This window comes from Pseudoalteromonas sp. Ps84H-4 (assembly GCF_024124645.1).
Classification (GTDB): domain Bacteria; phylum Pseudomonadota; class Gammaproteobacteria; order Enterobacterales; family Alteromonadaceae; genus Pseudoalteromonas; species Pseudoalteromonas lipolytica_C.
This window is the reverse complement of sequence record NZ_JAMXSK010000014.1, coordinates 69,998-83,504: the sequence shown is the minus strand read 5'-3', so window position 1 is coordinate 83,504 and position 13,507 is coordinate 69,998. Positions and strand designations below refer to the sequence as shown.

Here is a 13,507-nt window from a genome sequence, read left to right as displayed (position 1 = left end):
ATGAATAAGTATAAAGGTTTTACATTAATTGAAATGATGGTTGCCTTATTCATAGGTGGTATTGTTTTAGGTGGTGTAATGTTTACTTATGTAAGTATGAAAGCCACAACTAAAGACACGATGATGATTGGCGAGCTGCAAGAAACTGGCAGATTAGCCCTCAATATACTACAGCGGGATATTGAGCAAGTTGGTTTTTGGGGCACTTTTTACGAGGATTCCTTTTCTGCTGCTAATACGAAACTTAGTCTAGTTGCAAATCCAAGTCCTGACTGCTCTGCTGGTTTAAATAACGGTAGTTTCCCTGACCTAGCTTCTAGTACTAATTTTCGTTCAATTTATGCAGTGCAGGCTGCAGGCTCCTCCGCGCTGGGCTGTATTCGTGACGCTGCAGCAAATACGGATGTATTACAATTAAAGTTTTTAGAAGGATTTCAAAATGAGCCTAAGTACACAAGCAATAATTCTTATTATTTTGTTGCAGAGCAAGAATTTGCATTGTTTACTCTTGGGCCTGTGAATGCAGCAACAATAAATGTCAACGCAACGGTGTGGCGCTACCGCCATAATGTTTATTATGTTTCTAAAGAAACTATTTATATCAATAAAAAACGTGTTGTTATTCCTGTTCTGAAACGAAAACGACTGACCCCAGGAAGCGGTATGTATACAGAAACTGTTATGGAGGGAGTTGAAAATATGCGGTTTGTTTTTGGCTTAGACACCACTAATGATAGTCGAGTTGATACCTATAAAAGTATTAATCAAATGACGGCTACTGATTGGGAGAATAGGCGTGGAATTTTGACAGTACAAGTATTTTTACTTGCTAGATCTCTGATGCCAGATGGCGACTTACAAATTAAAAATCAAACCTATGAGCTAGGAGAAGGGGCTAGTGGTAGAACACTTACATTCAATGATAAATATCGACGCGCAATTTTTACAACCACCATTAGATTAAACAATGTAGGAGCAAATTTGTGGCGCATTTAAACCCTCCTAAAAAGCAACAGGGCATAGTATTGATCCTTGCTCTAATTATGGTTGTTGCAGTAACAGGGATTGCAGTAACTTTAATGAATAGCAGTAGTATTGATGCCAAAATAACAGCCGCGGTACAAGAGCGAGAAGTTGCTGAAAATGAAGTTATGGGCACAGTGCTTAAGGTGATTGCAAATCAAGCCGCTGCTGGAAGAAATAGTGCTTTTTTTAAAAAGCCTGAGCAAATACCTGAGGGTGGCTTCGATTTGGGCGCGATCGGTGACTCCACGAATAAAATGAGTAATTTAAATAATGGCGAATTGGATTTGCCATGTCCACGCAAGTACAACTTCACCTCTGGTGTGTCATGCAACATGGTCGAAGTTAATACCACAATTACCTATGGTAAAAAAAGTATTCATACATTAACTGTTAAAACGGGCGTCGCTCAAGAAATGGCAAGTTTAAACACGGGTGGCTAGAGAGGGAATTGCAATGAAGGTCGTTAACTTTAAATGTGTATTTATATATGTTTGCATGCTTGGATTTTTAACCGCTGCAAATGCTGATGATACCGAATTGTTTGTGGATTACGATAAAGAGCTTCACGAGAAAACGCGGGTTTTATTCATACTTGATACATCAGGAAGTATGATGCAATCAGCCAACACGGGCGCAAAATGTTTCCATCCAGAGCTTGGGTATTGGATTCCTTGTCCTGATAGTCGCATGGAGGTAGCAAAGGCCACTATTATAGATACAATTAATAATAATCCAGATATGGCCTTTGGCTTTATTCGTTTTGCACCGAGTCAAGGTGGATATTTAAAAGCAAAAATTGGAACCGATCATGAAACGCTTATATCTCTGATCAGCGAAACAAATGCAGGTGGCTCAACACCTGTAACCGAGACCTTGTGGGAGGCTTACCAATACCTAACTGGGAAAAATGTTGATTTTGCACTTTTGATCCCGCCTATATCTCGTGATACTAGCGCAGAAAAGGGATTAAATTATATTTCTCCTTTTGATTCAAGTATTACAAAAAATGCTAGGTGCGACAATAAAGTACATATTCTCTTGATTACAGATGGCTCACCTCAAAATGATTACGACAGAAACCTCCAGATTGAGCAATTACATCAAAGTTACTTTTCTGAACCAGCCAATGCTTTACTAGATGATTATGGTAATAGTATCTATTTGTCAGTTTTAGCAAGGGTAATGCATGGTACAGAAGATGTTGATATAGATTTGTACCCTAAAACTAAAAAAATTCCTGATGAAGCAATCATAAATACTATTGGCTTTGGTAATGGTCTTACTGAGAGAGGACAGGCTATATTGAAGAAAACTGCAAAAGAGGGGGGAGGGAGTTACATTTTGGCAAGTAATCCAAAAGAGCTCTCCGATGCATTAAAGCTTGCCTTTGCTGCTCTAAGAGAAGAAGCAGGATCCTTTGCTTCACCTTCTATTGCATCAAACAATACTGATCAAACTCGTAGTAGAGATGCACTGTATAATACGATGTTTTATCCTAGCACAAGTGCTCGTTGGCGAGGTAATTTAAAAAAACTTAAGGTATCTGGTGATAAGATAGTTGGTTTAGGCGGGGTTTCTGCTTTAGATGATAACGGAAACATTGCCTCTAATGTTCATACTTTCTGGGCAGCTGACAACGAAAAACCAGATGGCAATGATGTTAAGCTAGGGGGCGTAAACCTTTACCTCTCAAAACAATCAAGCATTCCCAATAAAGATAGAAAAGTGCAAACAAATGTCAATGGCCGGATGTTACCTTTTACAGATTACCGAGTCATCTTTCATTATGGTAACAAATATAATGCGGCTGTTGCATTTGAATCAGATCCAGATGAAGTATTTGATCTAATAGATTGGTCACGTGGACGTGATGTTGATGACCAAAACGAAGATGGATCTACTGAAGATACGCGCGAGGATGTTTTCGGCGACCCTCTTCATTCAAAACCGGTAACTATCGATTACGGTAATGATGATGTTCGCATTTTAATAGGTACAAATGCAGGCTACCTGCATATGTTTCAAGATAAAAATGACGTACTAAAAGAGAGTTGGGCATTCATACCCAGAAGTTTATATAAGATTATCAAACCATTAAGAGATAATCAGAAAAATACAAAAGTCTATGGTGTTGATGGACCTATTTCTATCTTCTTTGACGATAAAAACAAAAATGGTGTTGTAGATGCAGGAAAAGACAGGGTTTGGGCATTTTTTGGCTTAAGACGTGGTGGAAATGAGTATTACGCTTTAGATATTACTAACCCTAATTCACCCAAATTATTGTGGGTAGCACCTATCGTTGGTGGCTCAGGTGATTTCAAAGAGTTGGCACAAAGCTGGTCAAAAGCACAAGTATCCTATATTAATTTAGCTGGATATAAAGATCGCCCTGTGCTTATCTTTGGAGCTGGCTATGATACTAATAAAGATAATAGTCGACGAACTAATGACTCTAAGGGGCGAGGAATTTACATTGTTGATGCTGAGACAGGTAAAAAAGTCTGGGCATTGACTCCTTCTGAAAATGGTTTTCAAGGTAAACACAGTATCGCATCTGATATTGCTCTTTTAGACTCTGATTACGACGGGTATATAGATCGTTTGTATGCCACTGATACAGGTGGTGATGTTTGGCGAGTGGACATGCCTACGCAAAACTCACGAAACTGGACGCACTTTAAACTTGCTAGTCTCGGGGGCGCTCGGGCTAACAATGACCGGCGCTTTTTTTATAAACCGACTATTGCGAGAAGTGTATATAGCAAAGTATCTGAAGTTGTTGTAAATGGTAAATCCACAGTAACTCGCGTTGATACTCCGTTTGATGCCGTATTAGTTGGCAGCGGGAATAGAGCAAATCCGCTTTCATCAGCGGTGAATGATCAGTTATTTATGATCCGCGATATAAATACTGTGACTAAGTCTTTTACAGGGAGTAAAGTCCCGAACACTATCACACAATCAGATTTGATGAATGTAAGTTCTGATCCTTTTGCTAAGAAACTTGATAATGTTGATGGCTTTGTCAAGCTTGAGGTTGAATTAGCGCGCTTTAATGGTTGGTACTATAACTTGCCGCTTCAAGGTGAGAAATCATTAGCTGCGAGTACCGTTGTAGGAGGTGTTGCTTACTTTACAAGTTTTGCACCAGGCTCGACAACCAATGTTGTCGACCAGTGTAGTCTAGGTAGCGGTACTGGTGGTCTTTATGCTTTTCACCTACATTATGGAACCAAAGTATATGATGAACTTAAGTTCCAAACAGGGAATGATGTACCTGATACTCCGCAATTATTCTTTGGTGAATCGGATAAAGGTGAAAGTCAGTTTATGTTGATTGGTACCGGGATTGTTGGCCAAAAAGATCCGTTTGTTGCCAAAGGGGTATTGGGCCCTGGCTTACATACCGTAAATGGTAAAATTAAATTACTGAGTGATGAGGTTCTTGGATTTAAAGTTCAACAAACTTATATATATAAACAAGAGAAGTATGACCGAACTCAATAATAGTATATGCAATGTTTTTATCATATTATTTAGTCGCAGCTTTATACTTGTATAATGCAGCTGTAATAAGGGCGCCAATTTTAAAGCGGTGTCCTTTTTATAATTGCAAGTCCATAAATTTCCATTAAGATTCAATGTGTTACTTTACTTCGTAGAAAGTAATCCCTTTCGCTTACCTTTCTTTTAAAGTTGGCTCTTTTTTATTATTTTTGTTAATAGTTAAAGCAATACACTGCAAAATATGTATTGAATTCAGTGAATAGCCAAAGCTCTAGTTATTTTTAGTGAAATTCTAAGAAAAAATGGTGCAAATAATTAATTTATTTGTAGCACTTATGTTTTAATTCAAAATAATTAGTTATAATTTAACTTGTATCAATTTTAAATTTATTTGCATTACGTCAGCTACAAGTATTTAGTCATCGTGTTGTTAGAAGGTAACTTACTCTTGGGCTTTCGAGATAACTTTTTTCAATTAGGTTATTGGTTTTGAACGTTGGTGTTTAGTGGGGGTTGTAATGAATATAGGAAAATTAATCAGCAAAATCTTGCTTGGTAGTGCTGTTATTTTCAGCTCAATGGCCCATGCTGAAGACATTGAACTGTACGTTAATCATAATGTAAAGCTCGATGAGAAACCCCGTGTTCTGATAGTTTTCGATACCTCAGGTAGTATGGCATTCTCAACAAGCTCAGGTTTTAACTGTGGTTTTTCGTATGGGCGATATATTCTTTGCCCTGATAGCCGGTTAGGTATCGCTCAAGATGCTATAACTAATTTAATTGATGGAAATGACGATATAGATTTTGGCTTAATGCGTTTTAATGGACTTGATGGGGGATATGTTCTTGCGGGTATCGGTTCTTCTAACTCTTTTCTAAAGCAAACGATTGCTACATTACCTGCTAATGGAGGGACGCCCTTAACCGAAACACTCTGGGAAGCTTATTTGTATATCACTGGGAAAAGCCTTTACTACGGTGCAAAGGTGGCTGAGGCGCTACGTGATAATTCAATTGAGAACAAAACGGTTTCAGGTCCATGGTGGAATCGTTACTATACCTATTCATACATCTCTCCCTTTGATAATACAGAAGAAGTTAAACGCTGTGACCATTCTGTAAATGTCATCTACATGACTGATGGCGATCCTAGCTCAGGTTCGGATAATGAACAAGATGGCACTATCAGTAATCTGTATCAATCGTATTTTGGCCGCTATTTAGGCGACTCAGATCGTATCGCGGGTGTATACCTCCACAAGCTTGCGCAAATAATTCATGGCTCGGAAAATGTTAAAGTTGACTTATTTCCTTCGACTAGTGAGATCCATGAGACAGGCCGCGTTTATACTATCGGATTTGGAAGTGGTATGAGCGAAAACGGTAAGCGTTTACTGTCTGAGACAGCAAAGTTAGGGGGGGGGAAATACCTTCACGCAAATACTGCTGATCAGCTTTCTGATGCACTAAAAAATACGATAACTCAAATTAGGGAAGTGAACGATAGTTTTACCTCTCCTTCTGTTGCGAGTAACAATGTTGACCAAACACGTAGCAGAGAGTCGATTTATTATGCGATGTTTTATCCTAAAACTGGGGCTCGTTGGCGCGGAAATTTGAAAAAATTAAAAGTGTCTGGCGACAAAATCACTGATAAAGATGGAAAACCTGCTTTAAATGAAGATGGCCTAATTGATAAAAATGCGAAAACATTTTGGTTACCAAGTGGCGAAGGAGCAGATGGTAGCTCAGTAGAACTCGGTGGGGTGAATGCATATTTGGCACTTCAAGATAGCGTTCCTTATGCACAGGGAAGGCGGGTTATATTATCAAATCTAAAAGGGAATCTACTACGTCATTTTTCTGGTTGGAATGCAATAGATTACTACGGTAGTGTTGAAAAGGCAGCTGAAGCATTCGGTGTTAGTGGGGCAACCAGACAAGAGTTGTATGATCTTGCTTTCTGGTCGCGTGGTGTAGATGTAGATGATGAAGATAAAGATGGATCTACCAGTGATTCGCGTAATGACATATTCGGTGATCCATTGCATTCAAAACCTGTAACGATTGATTACGGTAATGATGATATCCGAATTTTAATTGGCACTAATGCTGGGTACTTGCATATGTTCCAAGATAAAAATGATGTATTAAGCGAAAGTTGGGCATTTATACCTAGAAGTCTATATAAAATTATTAAGCCGCTACGTGATAATCAAGCAGACACAAAAGTCTATGGTGTAGACGGACCTATCTCTGTTTTCTTTGATGATAAAAATGGAGACGGTGTTGTTAATGATAGTGATCGTGTTTGGGCATTCTTTGGTTTAAGACGAGGCGGTAATTATTATTATGGCCTTGATATTACAAATCCTAATTCTCCTAAATTATTGTGGGATGAGCCTATCAAAGGGGGGGCTGGTGACTTTTTAGAGCTTGGTCAAACCTGGTCAAAGCCAATCGTAACCTACATTAATTTAGCAGGTTATGAGGACCGCCCTGTATTAGTTTTTGGGGGCGGATATGACACAAATAAAGATAATGTTTCGCGCTCCAATGATAGTAAAGGGCGGGGTATATTTATTGTTGATGCGCAAACAGGTAAGAAAGTTTGGGCTCTGACTCCAACTGAAAATGGCTTTTTAGGAAAGCACAGCATTGCTTCTGATATTAGCATTCTTGATTCAGATTATGATGGCTATGTAGATAGATTGTATGCAGCGGATACAGGTGGAGATATATGGCGTGTTGATATGCCCTCAAATAACCCTAATGATTCACAAAAACCATGGACGCATTTTAAATTAGCGAGCCTAGGTGGTGCTTTGTCTACTCAAGATCGTCGTTTTTTCTATAAACCAATGATTGCTCGTACAATGTTCAGCAAAGTATCAGAAACCACTTTTGAAGGGAAAACGATTAAAACGCGAATTGATACGCCATTTGACGCAGTATTAATTGGTAGCGGAAACCGCGCTAAGCCTCTTTCTTCGACAGCCAACGATCAACTTTTTATGATCCGTGATATTAATACCGTGACAAAATCATTTAAAGGTGCTGATGTACCTGACGTGATCACTCAAGCAGACTTAATGAATGTAGATTCGGATCCTTTTGGCAAAGCTATTGACGATGTCGAAAAATTCACAGAACTAGAAGTAACGCTCGGGGAGTTTAAAGGTTGGTACTATAACTTGCCGGCTTCGGGAGAAAAGTCACTAGCTGCAAGTACGGTTATTGGTGGTGTAGCTTATTTTACTAGCTTTTCTCCTGCGACAGCCACTGCAAATCAATGTTCACTGACTGGTGGGTCTGGCGGTCTTTATGCTTTTCATTTACATTATGGCACCAAAGTCTATGACAGTTTAAAATTCACAACTTCGAACGATGTTCCAGACACGCCTCAACTTTATTTTGGCGTTGGTGATAGTTGTGTCGATGGAAATAGCGATGGTTTTTGTGATGACAATACTAGCGAAAAAGTGAGAGAACAAAGCCAGTTTTTATCGATTGGACCTGGAGTTAAGGGCGCTCAAAACCCATTCAAAGTACAAGAAATCTTAGGCCCTGGGTTAACAATTGAAAACGGTAAAATAAAACTTGTTAGTGATAAAGTGCCAATTGGTTTTGGTTTTAAAACCCAACAGATGTATATTTATAAACAAGAAAAACGTGATCTAACTTACTAGTAAAAATTAATTAATTTGATTATTCGCTGCAGTGCTAAAGTTTGATTATGGTTTTATTGCTACATTTTTTTACCTTTTAGAAAGGTATAAAAATAAAGTTAATTGCAATCATAAAAAACTGAACCTATTATAATCAAATGTATAGCGAGTCTTTGAGAAATATTTGATGGGTATAAAATATATAAGATCAAGAAAGAAAAATAAGCAGTTAGGTTTTACCTTAATTGAACTAATGATTACGGTTGCTATTTTAGGAATTATAGCAAGTATTGCGCTACCTAATTATTTCGAATATGTTAAGCGTGTAGCAAGAAGTGAAGCTGTTACTGCTTTATTAGATATAGCAAATAAGCAGGAGCAATACTTTGCGGATAATCGTCAATACGCTACCACATTTGATCAACTTGGCTTAAACGATACCACGGAAAATGGTTATTACCGGTTAAGGCTGGAAGTTAATAACACTGTCGGCCGCGCAGTTTTCTATGCATCAGCTATTGCAATTGCAGGCCCCCCTGCCAAAGATACTGAATGTACAAGATTAATAATAGACGACCGTGGTATTCAGCGTCATGGAGGCTCTGCAGCGTCTACTGATGTTTGCTGGGGTCGCTAATTAGCTTATTGCTGACATTTATCAGTATCTATTACTTTCACCCTGCCAACATTATTTACCGATATAGCAAGCCCACTTAGGCTTGCTTCTTTGTATTCAGGACAATAAACAAAAGTCCCATTATTGAGTCCCATCAGTCTTCCATTAGGTAAAAAGGTTAGTGCATTGCGTTTGTTATAAGTGAGCATATCAAGCTTATTGATTGCCTCAAACTGTACTATTTTAGTGTCATTACTATCAAACACGCCAATCTGTCCATGATCGATAAAGACAGTGAGTTTTTTATGCCAGAATTGATAGTTACACTGGTTATTGTGTAATGCACAAAACGTGACATACGCATTGTTTGCTTGTGCATTTAAGCGGCTAATAGCGACTGCGCGTTTAATAAGATGTATTTGATTATCTAGACGGTTTTGCGCTAAGAAAGGTTTTAAATCGAACAATGCAAGGTTTAAAAGTATCGAAATGATCGATACCACTATTAAAACCTCAATGAGTGTTGCGCCAAGTACTCGACGATAAAAGAGATGTGTCTTCATCCTTGAAGACTCCCTATTGATATATTTTATTTAAATATAGATGTACCTAAAATCATGTCAAGTGCTTATTTAATTACATTTGAGGTTTGTATCACCAAGATAAAACGCACTACCTGATTTGTTTATTAGAAGGGCTTTATTATTGTCATTATTATTAGGATTTGGACAGTATACAAAAGTTCCCACTTGAGTAAGTATACTACCACTGGTATCGAAAATAATTTGTTCGCCACCATTATAAGTGATCACATCCTTATTGCTAGGCGGAGGAAGCATCCTGTAGACCTCGTCACCATAATAAGGTTCGTACCATTGAATTACATTACGTGGAAATCTTTCTTTATCGTTACTAAACATAAAGATAACTTGTTCTTGTGCGTTATTTTTTGACAGAGGGTGGCAGATACTCACTTGGTCGCTTTTTATGCGGCTTTCCCAGCCCTTACATACAGTTACTTGGGTATCTGTACTAACAGCTTTAGCCCGGGCAAAACTAATTATCCGCTGCAAGTCGAGTAAGTAATTTTCTGCTCTATTTCTTTCTAATGTATCTGAGCTGTCCCATAACGCAATTGTGGCAACAATGCCGACAATCGCAACTGCTATCATTAATTCTAAAAGCGTGAAGCCTTTATGTTTCCTGTTGTTTTTCATTGCTTGTACCTCACTTACAAGTAGTTTAATAATAATATCACGCTTTGTTTATAGTGCACCTATTTGTTCAGTTTGTTTGCTATGCTGACATGGATTGTCTAAAATCGAGGCAAATATGTTTTAAACTAACTGGTTACTATGAAAAAAATAGAAGCAATTATAAAACCCTTTAAGCTTGATGATGTTCGTGAAGCGTTGTCAGATGTGGGTATCACAGGAATGACGGTTAGCGAAGTTAAGGGCTTTGGCCGTCAAAAGGGGCACACTGAGCTTTACCGCGGTGCTGAGTACATGGTTGATTTTTTACCGAAAGTTAAACTTGATATTGTACTTAGCGATGAAGATGTTGATAGAGCGATTGAAGTGATCGTTAAAACATCGCAAACAGGTAAAATTGGCGATGGTAAAATCTTTGTCACTGATGTGGAACGTGTAGTACGTATTCGTACCGCCGAAGAAGATGAAGATGCGATTTAATTAGTATACCCAAGCCACCTCAAGATGCAGAATTCAGCGATTCACAGGTGCTTAATATCAAGGCGTTACTTTGCAAGAATGGTAGTCCCTTTTAAGAAGTAACAACGATGAGAGTAAGTGCCTGTGAGCGCCCAAAGGGTTGGTTTAAAAGCGATTTATACTGCGTTATTGATTTTAACAATAGAACCACTATTACTTGCAATCAATGCCTTGCCTAAATCGCTTTTAACTCCAACTGAAACTCGCACCTTGAGGTGGTTTGGGTATATTCGATCGCAAACATTAAAAAAGGCGCCTATGGCGCCTTTTTTAATGTAAATGTGATGGATTAACGTTTATTCGCTTCACGCGTTGCTTTAGCATGCGCGCTTAGCTCAGGTAAGCCGAGTTTGTCGTAACTTTTTTCCATGATTTCTAAAGCTTGATCTAAGTAGCTGCTTTGTGAGTAATGCTCAACTACATATTTGCCACGGTTAGCGGCAGCAAGATATGCTTCGCGTTCATAGTAATATTCAGCCACTTTTAACTCGTAGCGCGCCATTTTGTTGAGAAGCCACACTAAACGTTTTTTTGCTTCTGGCGCATAAGCGCTATTAGGATAGCGTTTTAATAATGTTGATAAGTCAGTGAAAGCAACACGGGTACGATTTGCATCTCTATCCGCACGGTCTACGCCAAAATACTCTTGGAAAGCATTTTGGTCTGCTTTAATGTTCACTAAGCCACGCATGTAGTACATGTAATCTAAATCTTTGTGGTTTGGGTTCAAGCGAATAAAGCGGTCAATAGTTGCAAGTGCTTGTTCAGTATTACCTGCTTGATAGTGAGCATACACTAGGTCCATTTGTACTTGCTTTGATAGCGGACCAAAAGGATAGCGAGAGTCAATAGCACTCAACAACTCAATTGCTCGAGCGTATAAGCCTGAATCTAATGTTTGTTTCGCATCTTCATATAAAGCTTGCGCAGATTTATTAGGAACGCGTTGGATATCTTCTTGATCTGGTGCTGACGAGCAAGCCCCTAAACCAAGTACTGTAACTGAAAAAACAATGGCGAACGCACGTTTCCCTATTTTATTTATCATTTTATTTATTACCTTCGATGTCTTCGGCTAGGCCAACAGAGGAAAACCGAGTAAACTATACGTATTATACAATGCTTAATAAAGCGATTCTAACCCAGTCGAGCACAGCTTGCACTGGTAAATTGGGTAAAGTTACTAATGTCAGAGCAAATTTCTCTCCAAGCCGAGGTTCCAATAGACCTTGGCGGTAAACGTCTAGACCAAGTATTGGCGCAATTGTTCCCTGATTATTCGCGTTCACGGATAAAAACATGGATTTTGGATGACAAAATCACGGTAAACGGCGAAATATTGAACACGCCTCGCGAAAAATTACTCGGTGGCGAAATGGTCAGTGTAGAAACAACCATTGAGGCTCCTCGAGAATATGAGGCACAAAATATCAAATTAAACATCGTTTATGAAGACGATGATATATTAGTTATAAATAAACCGATGGGGCTAGTTGTTCACCCTGGTGCAGGTAACCCTGATGGTACTGTTTTAAATGCTTTACTTCATCATTACCCAGACATTATCAATGTGCCACGTGCCGGTATTGTCCATCGTCTAGATAAAGACACCACAGGTTTAATGGTGGTTGCTAAAACTATTCCCGCGCAAACACATTTAGTGACGGCATTGCAAAAGCGCGAAAACTTTACCCGTGAATACGAAGCAATTTGTAATGGCACTATGACTGCAGGTGGTATGGTTGAAAAACCAATTGGCCGTCATGCAACAAAGCGTACTCATATGGCTGTTCATGAAATGGGCAAACCAGCGATAACGCACTACCGTGTTGCAGAAAAATTCCGTGCTCACACGCGCTTACGTTTACGCTTAGAAACAGGTCGTACTCACCAAATTCGTGTGCACATGGCTTATTTGAATCACCCATTAGTTGGCGATCAACTTTATGGTGGTCGTCCGCGTCCGCCTAAGGGCGCAACACCTGAACTGTTCCAAATGCTACGCGACTTTAAACGCCAAGCATTACATGCAGTTAAGCTTTCTATCGCGCATCCTATAACGGGTGAGTTAATGACATGGCAAGCGCCAATTCCAGATGATATGGCAGCGATGACAGAAGCTCTTCGTGCTGATACTAAAGCAAACCCAAATATCGAGTTTTAAGCATTATGATCACACCAGCATGGACAGCCCCAAAAACTGTTAGCGCACTGAGTACCACCCGACAGGGCGGTGTATCCGTTGCACCCTTTGATAGTTTTAATATGGGTTTACATGTTGGTGATGATGAGCAAGCCGTACTTGCAAATCGCGCGTTACTTACAAATCAGCTGCCAAACCCTGCTGTGTGGTTGAACCAAACACATAGCAGCGAAGTGGTGGTGATTGATGAAAGGTCTGAGCTAAGTGAGTTGCGCTCTGCTGACGCACTTTATACTCGTTTAGTAAAACAACCGCTTGCGATAATGACCGCAGATTGCTTACCCGTACTATTTTGCTCGGCTTCGGGTAATGAAGTTGCTGCAGCACACGGCGGATGGCGAGGCTTAGCTCAGGGCATTTTAGCTAACACAGTGGCACATTTTAAAGCAAAACCAAGCGAGATAATTGTTTGGCTTGGCCCTGCTATTGGCCCATCACAATTTGAAGTGGGCCCAGAAGTAAAAGAATGCTTTTGTGAATTGAATCCTGAGCATCAAAGCGCATTTAAAGTTAAGGGCAATAAGTATTTAGCGGATATTTACCTGCTCGCACGTCAACAATTAACACAATTAGGTGTAATAAACGTTTACGGTGGTGAGCATTGTACCGTCACTGATAAATCACAGTTTTTCTCTTATCGCCGCGACGGGCAAACTGGCCGCATGGCTAGCTTGATCTGGCGCAATTAATACGCCTTTTTTGCGATTAAATTTTCTTCTTTACTTGAACAAATCACTAAGCATACCCA

11 protein-coding genes are annotated in these 13,507 nt (G+C 39.3%); 8 read left to right on the top strand and 3 right to left on the bottom strand.

Annotation, left to right across the window (positions count from 1 at the left end; genetic code table 11):
- From NH454_RS13280 to NH454_RS13260, 5 genes are all read left to right on the top strand, one after another.
- Positions 1-996, top strand: coding sequence for a PilW family protein (locus NH454_RS13280; RefSeq protein WP_253039330.1), 996 nt, complete (start codon positions 1-3; stop codon positions 994-996).
- The gene (locus NH454_RS13275) at positions 984-1,466 is read left to right on the top strand and encodes a pilus assembly PilX N-terminal domain-containing protein (RefSeq protein ID WP_253039328.1); all 483 of its coding nucleotides are present in this window, start codon (positions 984-986) and stop codon (positions 1,464-1,466) included. Before NH454_RS13280 ends, NH454_RS13275 begins: the two co-directional genes overlap by 13 nt.
- A 13-nt stretch (positions 1,467-1,479) precedes the next feature.
- A complete protein-coding gene (locus tag NH454_RS13270) occupies positions 1,480-4,536 on the top strand; it encodes a PilC/PilY family type IV pilus protein (RefSeq protein ID WP_253039326.1) in 3,057 nt (1,018 codons plus the stop codon).
- A gap of 518 nt (positions 4,537-5,054) precedes the next feature.
- The gene (locus NH454_RS13265; RefSeq protein ID WP_253039325.1) at positions 5,055-8,228 is read left to right on the top strand and encodes a PilC/PilY family type IV pilus protein; all 3,174 of its coding nucleotides are present in this window, start codon (positions 5,055-5,057) and stop codon (positions 8,226-8,228) included.
- A gap of 166 nt (positions 8,229-8,394) precedes the next feature.
- A complete protein-coding gene (locus tag NH454_RS13260; protein ID WP_253039324.1) occupies positions 8,395-8,844 on the top strand; it encodes a type IV pilin protein in 450 nt (149 codons plus the stop codon).
- Positions 8,845-8,849: 5 nt separating this feature from the next.
- Here the strand turns inward: NH454_RS13260 and NH454_RS13255 are convergent, their stop codons facing one another.
- Complete coding sequence (locus NH454_RS13255) at positions 8,850-9,386, bottom strand: GspH/FimT family pseudopilin (RefSeq protein ID WP_135926297.1); 537 nt, start codon at positions 9,384-9,386, stop codon at positions 8,850-8,852.
- Positions 9,387-9,455: 69 nt separating this feature from the next.
- Entirely contained in the window at positions 9,456-10,040 is a 585-nt protein-coding gene (locus NH454_RS13250; protein ID WP_253039323.1) for a GspH/FimT family pseudopilin, read from the bottom strand.
- Positions 10,041-10,178: 138 nt separating this feature from the next.
- Here NH454_RS13250 and NH454_RS13245 point away from each other — a divergent pair, with 138 nt between their 5' ends.
- Positions 10,179-10,517, top strand: a complete 339-nt coding sequence (locus tag NH454_RS13245; RefSeq protein WP_135925568.1) for a P-II family nitrogen regulator — start codon at positions 10,179-10,181, stop codon at positions 10,515-10,517.
- A 328-nt stretch (positions 10,518-10,845) separates the two neighbouring features.
- Here the strand turns inward: NH454_RS13245 and NH454_RS13240 are convergent, their stop codons facing one another.
- A complete protein-coding gene (locus NH454_RS13240) occupies positions 10,846-11,604 on the bottom strand; it encodes an outer membrane protein assembly factor BamD (protein WP_135925563.1) in 759 nt (252 codons plus the stop codon).
- Between the two features lie 138 nt (positions 11,605-11,742).
- Here NH454_RS13240 and rluD point away from each other — a divergent pair, with 138 nt between their 5' ends.
- Positions 11,743-12,720 (top strand): 23S rRNA pseudouridine(1911/1915/1917) synthase RluD, encoded by a 978-nt coding sequence (gene rluD, locus NH454_RS13235; protein WP_138556838.1) that lies wholly within the window; start codon positions 11,743-11,745, stop codon positions 12,718-12,720.
- A gap of 5 nt (positions 12,721-12,725) precedes the next feature.
- Positions 12,726-13,448, top strand: coding sequence for a peptidoglycan editing factor PgeF (pgeF, locus tag NH454_RS13230; protein ID WP_138556839.1), 723 nt, complete (start codon positions 12,726-12,728; stop codon positions 13,446-13,448).
- The last annotated feature ends 59 nt before the right edge of the window (positions 13,449-13,507 follow it).

Excerpts from the sequence above, each read along its gene's own strand:
- NH454_RS13280 (WP_253039330.1), top strand. The coding sequence starts at position 1 with ATGAATAAGTATAAAGGTTTTACATTAATTGAAATGATGGTTGCCTTA.
- NH454_RS13270 (WP_253039326.1), top strand. The coding sequence starts at position 1,480 with ATGAAGGTCGTTAACTTTAAATGTGTATTTATATATGTTTGCATGCTT.
- NH454_RS13265 (WP_253039325.1), top strand. The coding sequence starts at position 5,055 with ATGAATATAGGAAAATTAATCAGCAAAATCTTGCTTGGTAGTGCTGTT.
- NH454_RS13260 (WP_253039324.1), top strand. The coding sequence starts at position 8,395 with ATGGGTATAAAATATATAAGATCAAGAAAGAAAAATAAGCAGTTAGGT.
- NH454_RS13255 (WP_135926297.1), bottom strand. The coding sequence starts at position 9,386 with ATGAAGACACATCTCTTTTATCGTCGAGTACTTGGCGCAACACTCATT.
- NH454_RS13250 (WP_253039323.1), bottom strand. The coding sequence starts at position 10,040 with ATGAAAAACAACAGGAAACATAAAGGCTTCACGCTTTTAGAATTAATG.
- NH454_RS13245 (WP_135925568.1), top strand. The coding sequence starts at position 10,179 with ATGAAAAAAATAGAAGCAATTATAAAACCCTTTAAGCTTGATGATGTT.
- NH454_RS13240 (WP_135925563.1), bottom strand. The coding sequence starts at position 11,604 with ATGATAAATAAAATAGGGAAACGTGCGTTCGCCATTGTTTTTTCAGTT.
- rluD (WP_138556838.1), top strand. The coding sequence starts at position 11,743 with ATGTCAGAGCAAATTTCTCTCCAAGCCGAGGTTCCAATAGACCTTGGC.
- pgeF (WP_138556839.1), top strand. The coding sequence starts at position 12,726 with ATGATCACACCAGCATGGACAGCCCCAAAAACTGTTAGCGCACTGAGT.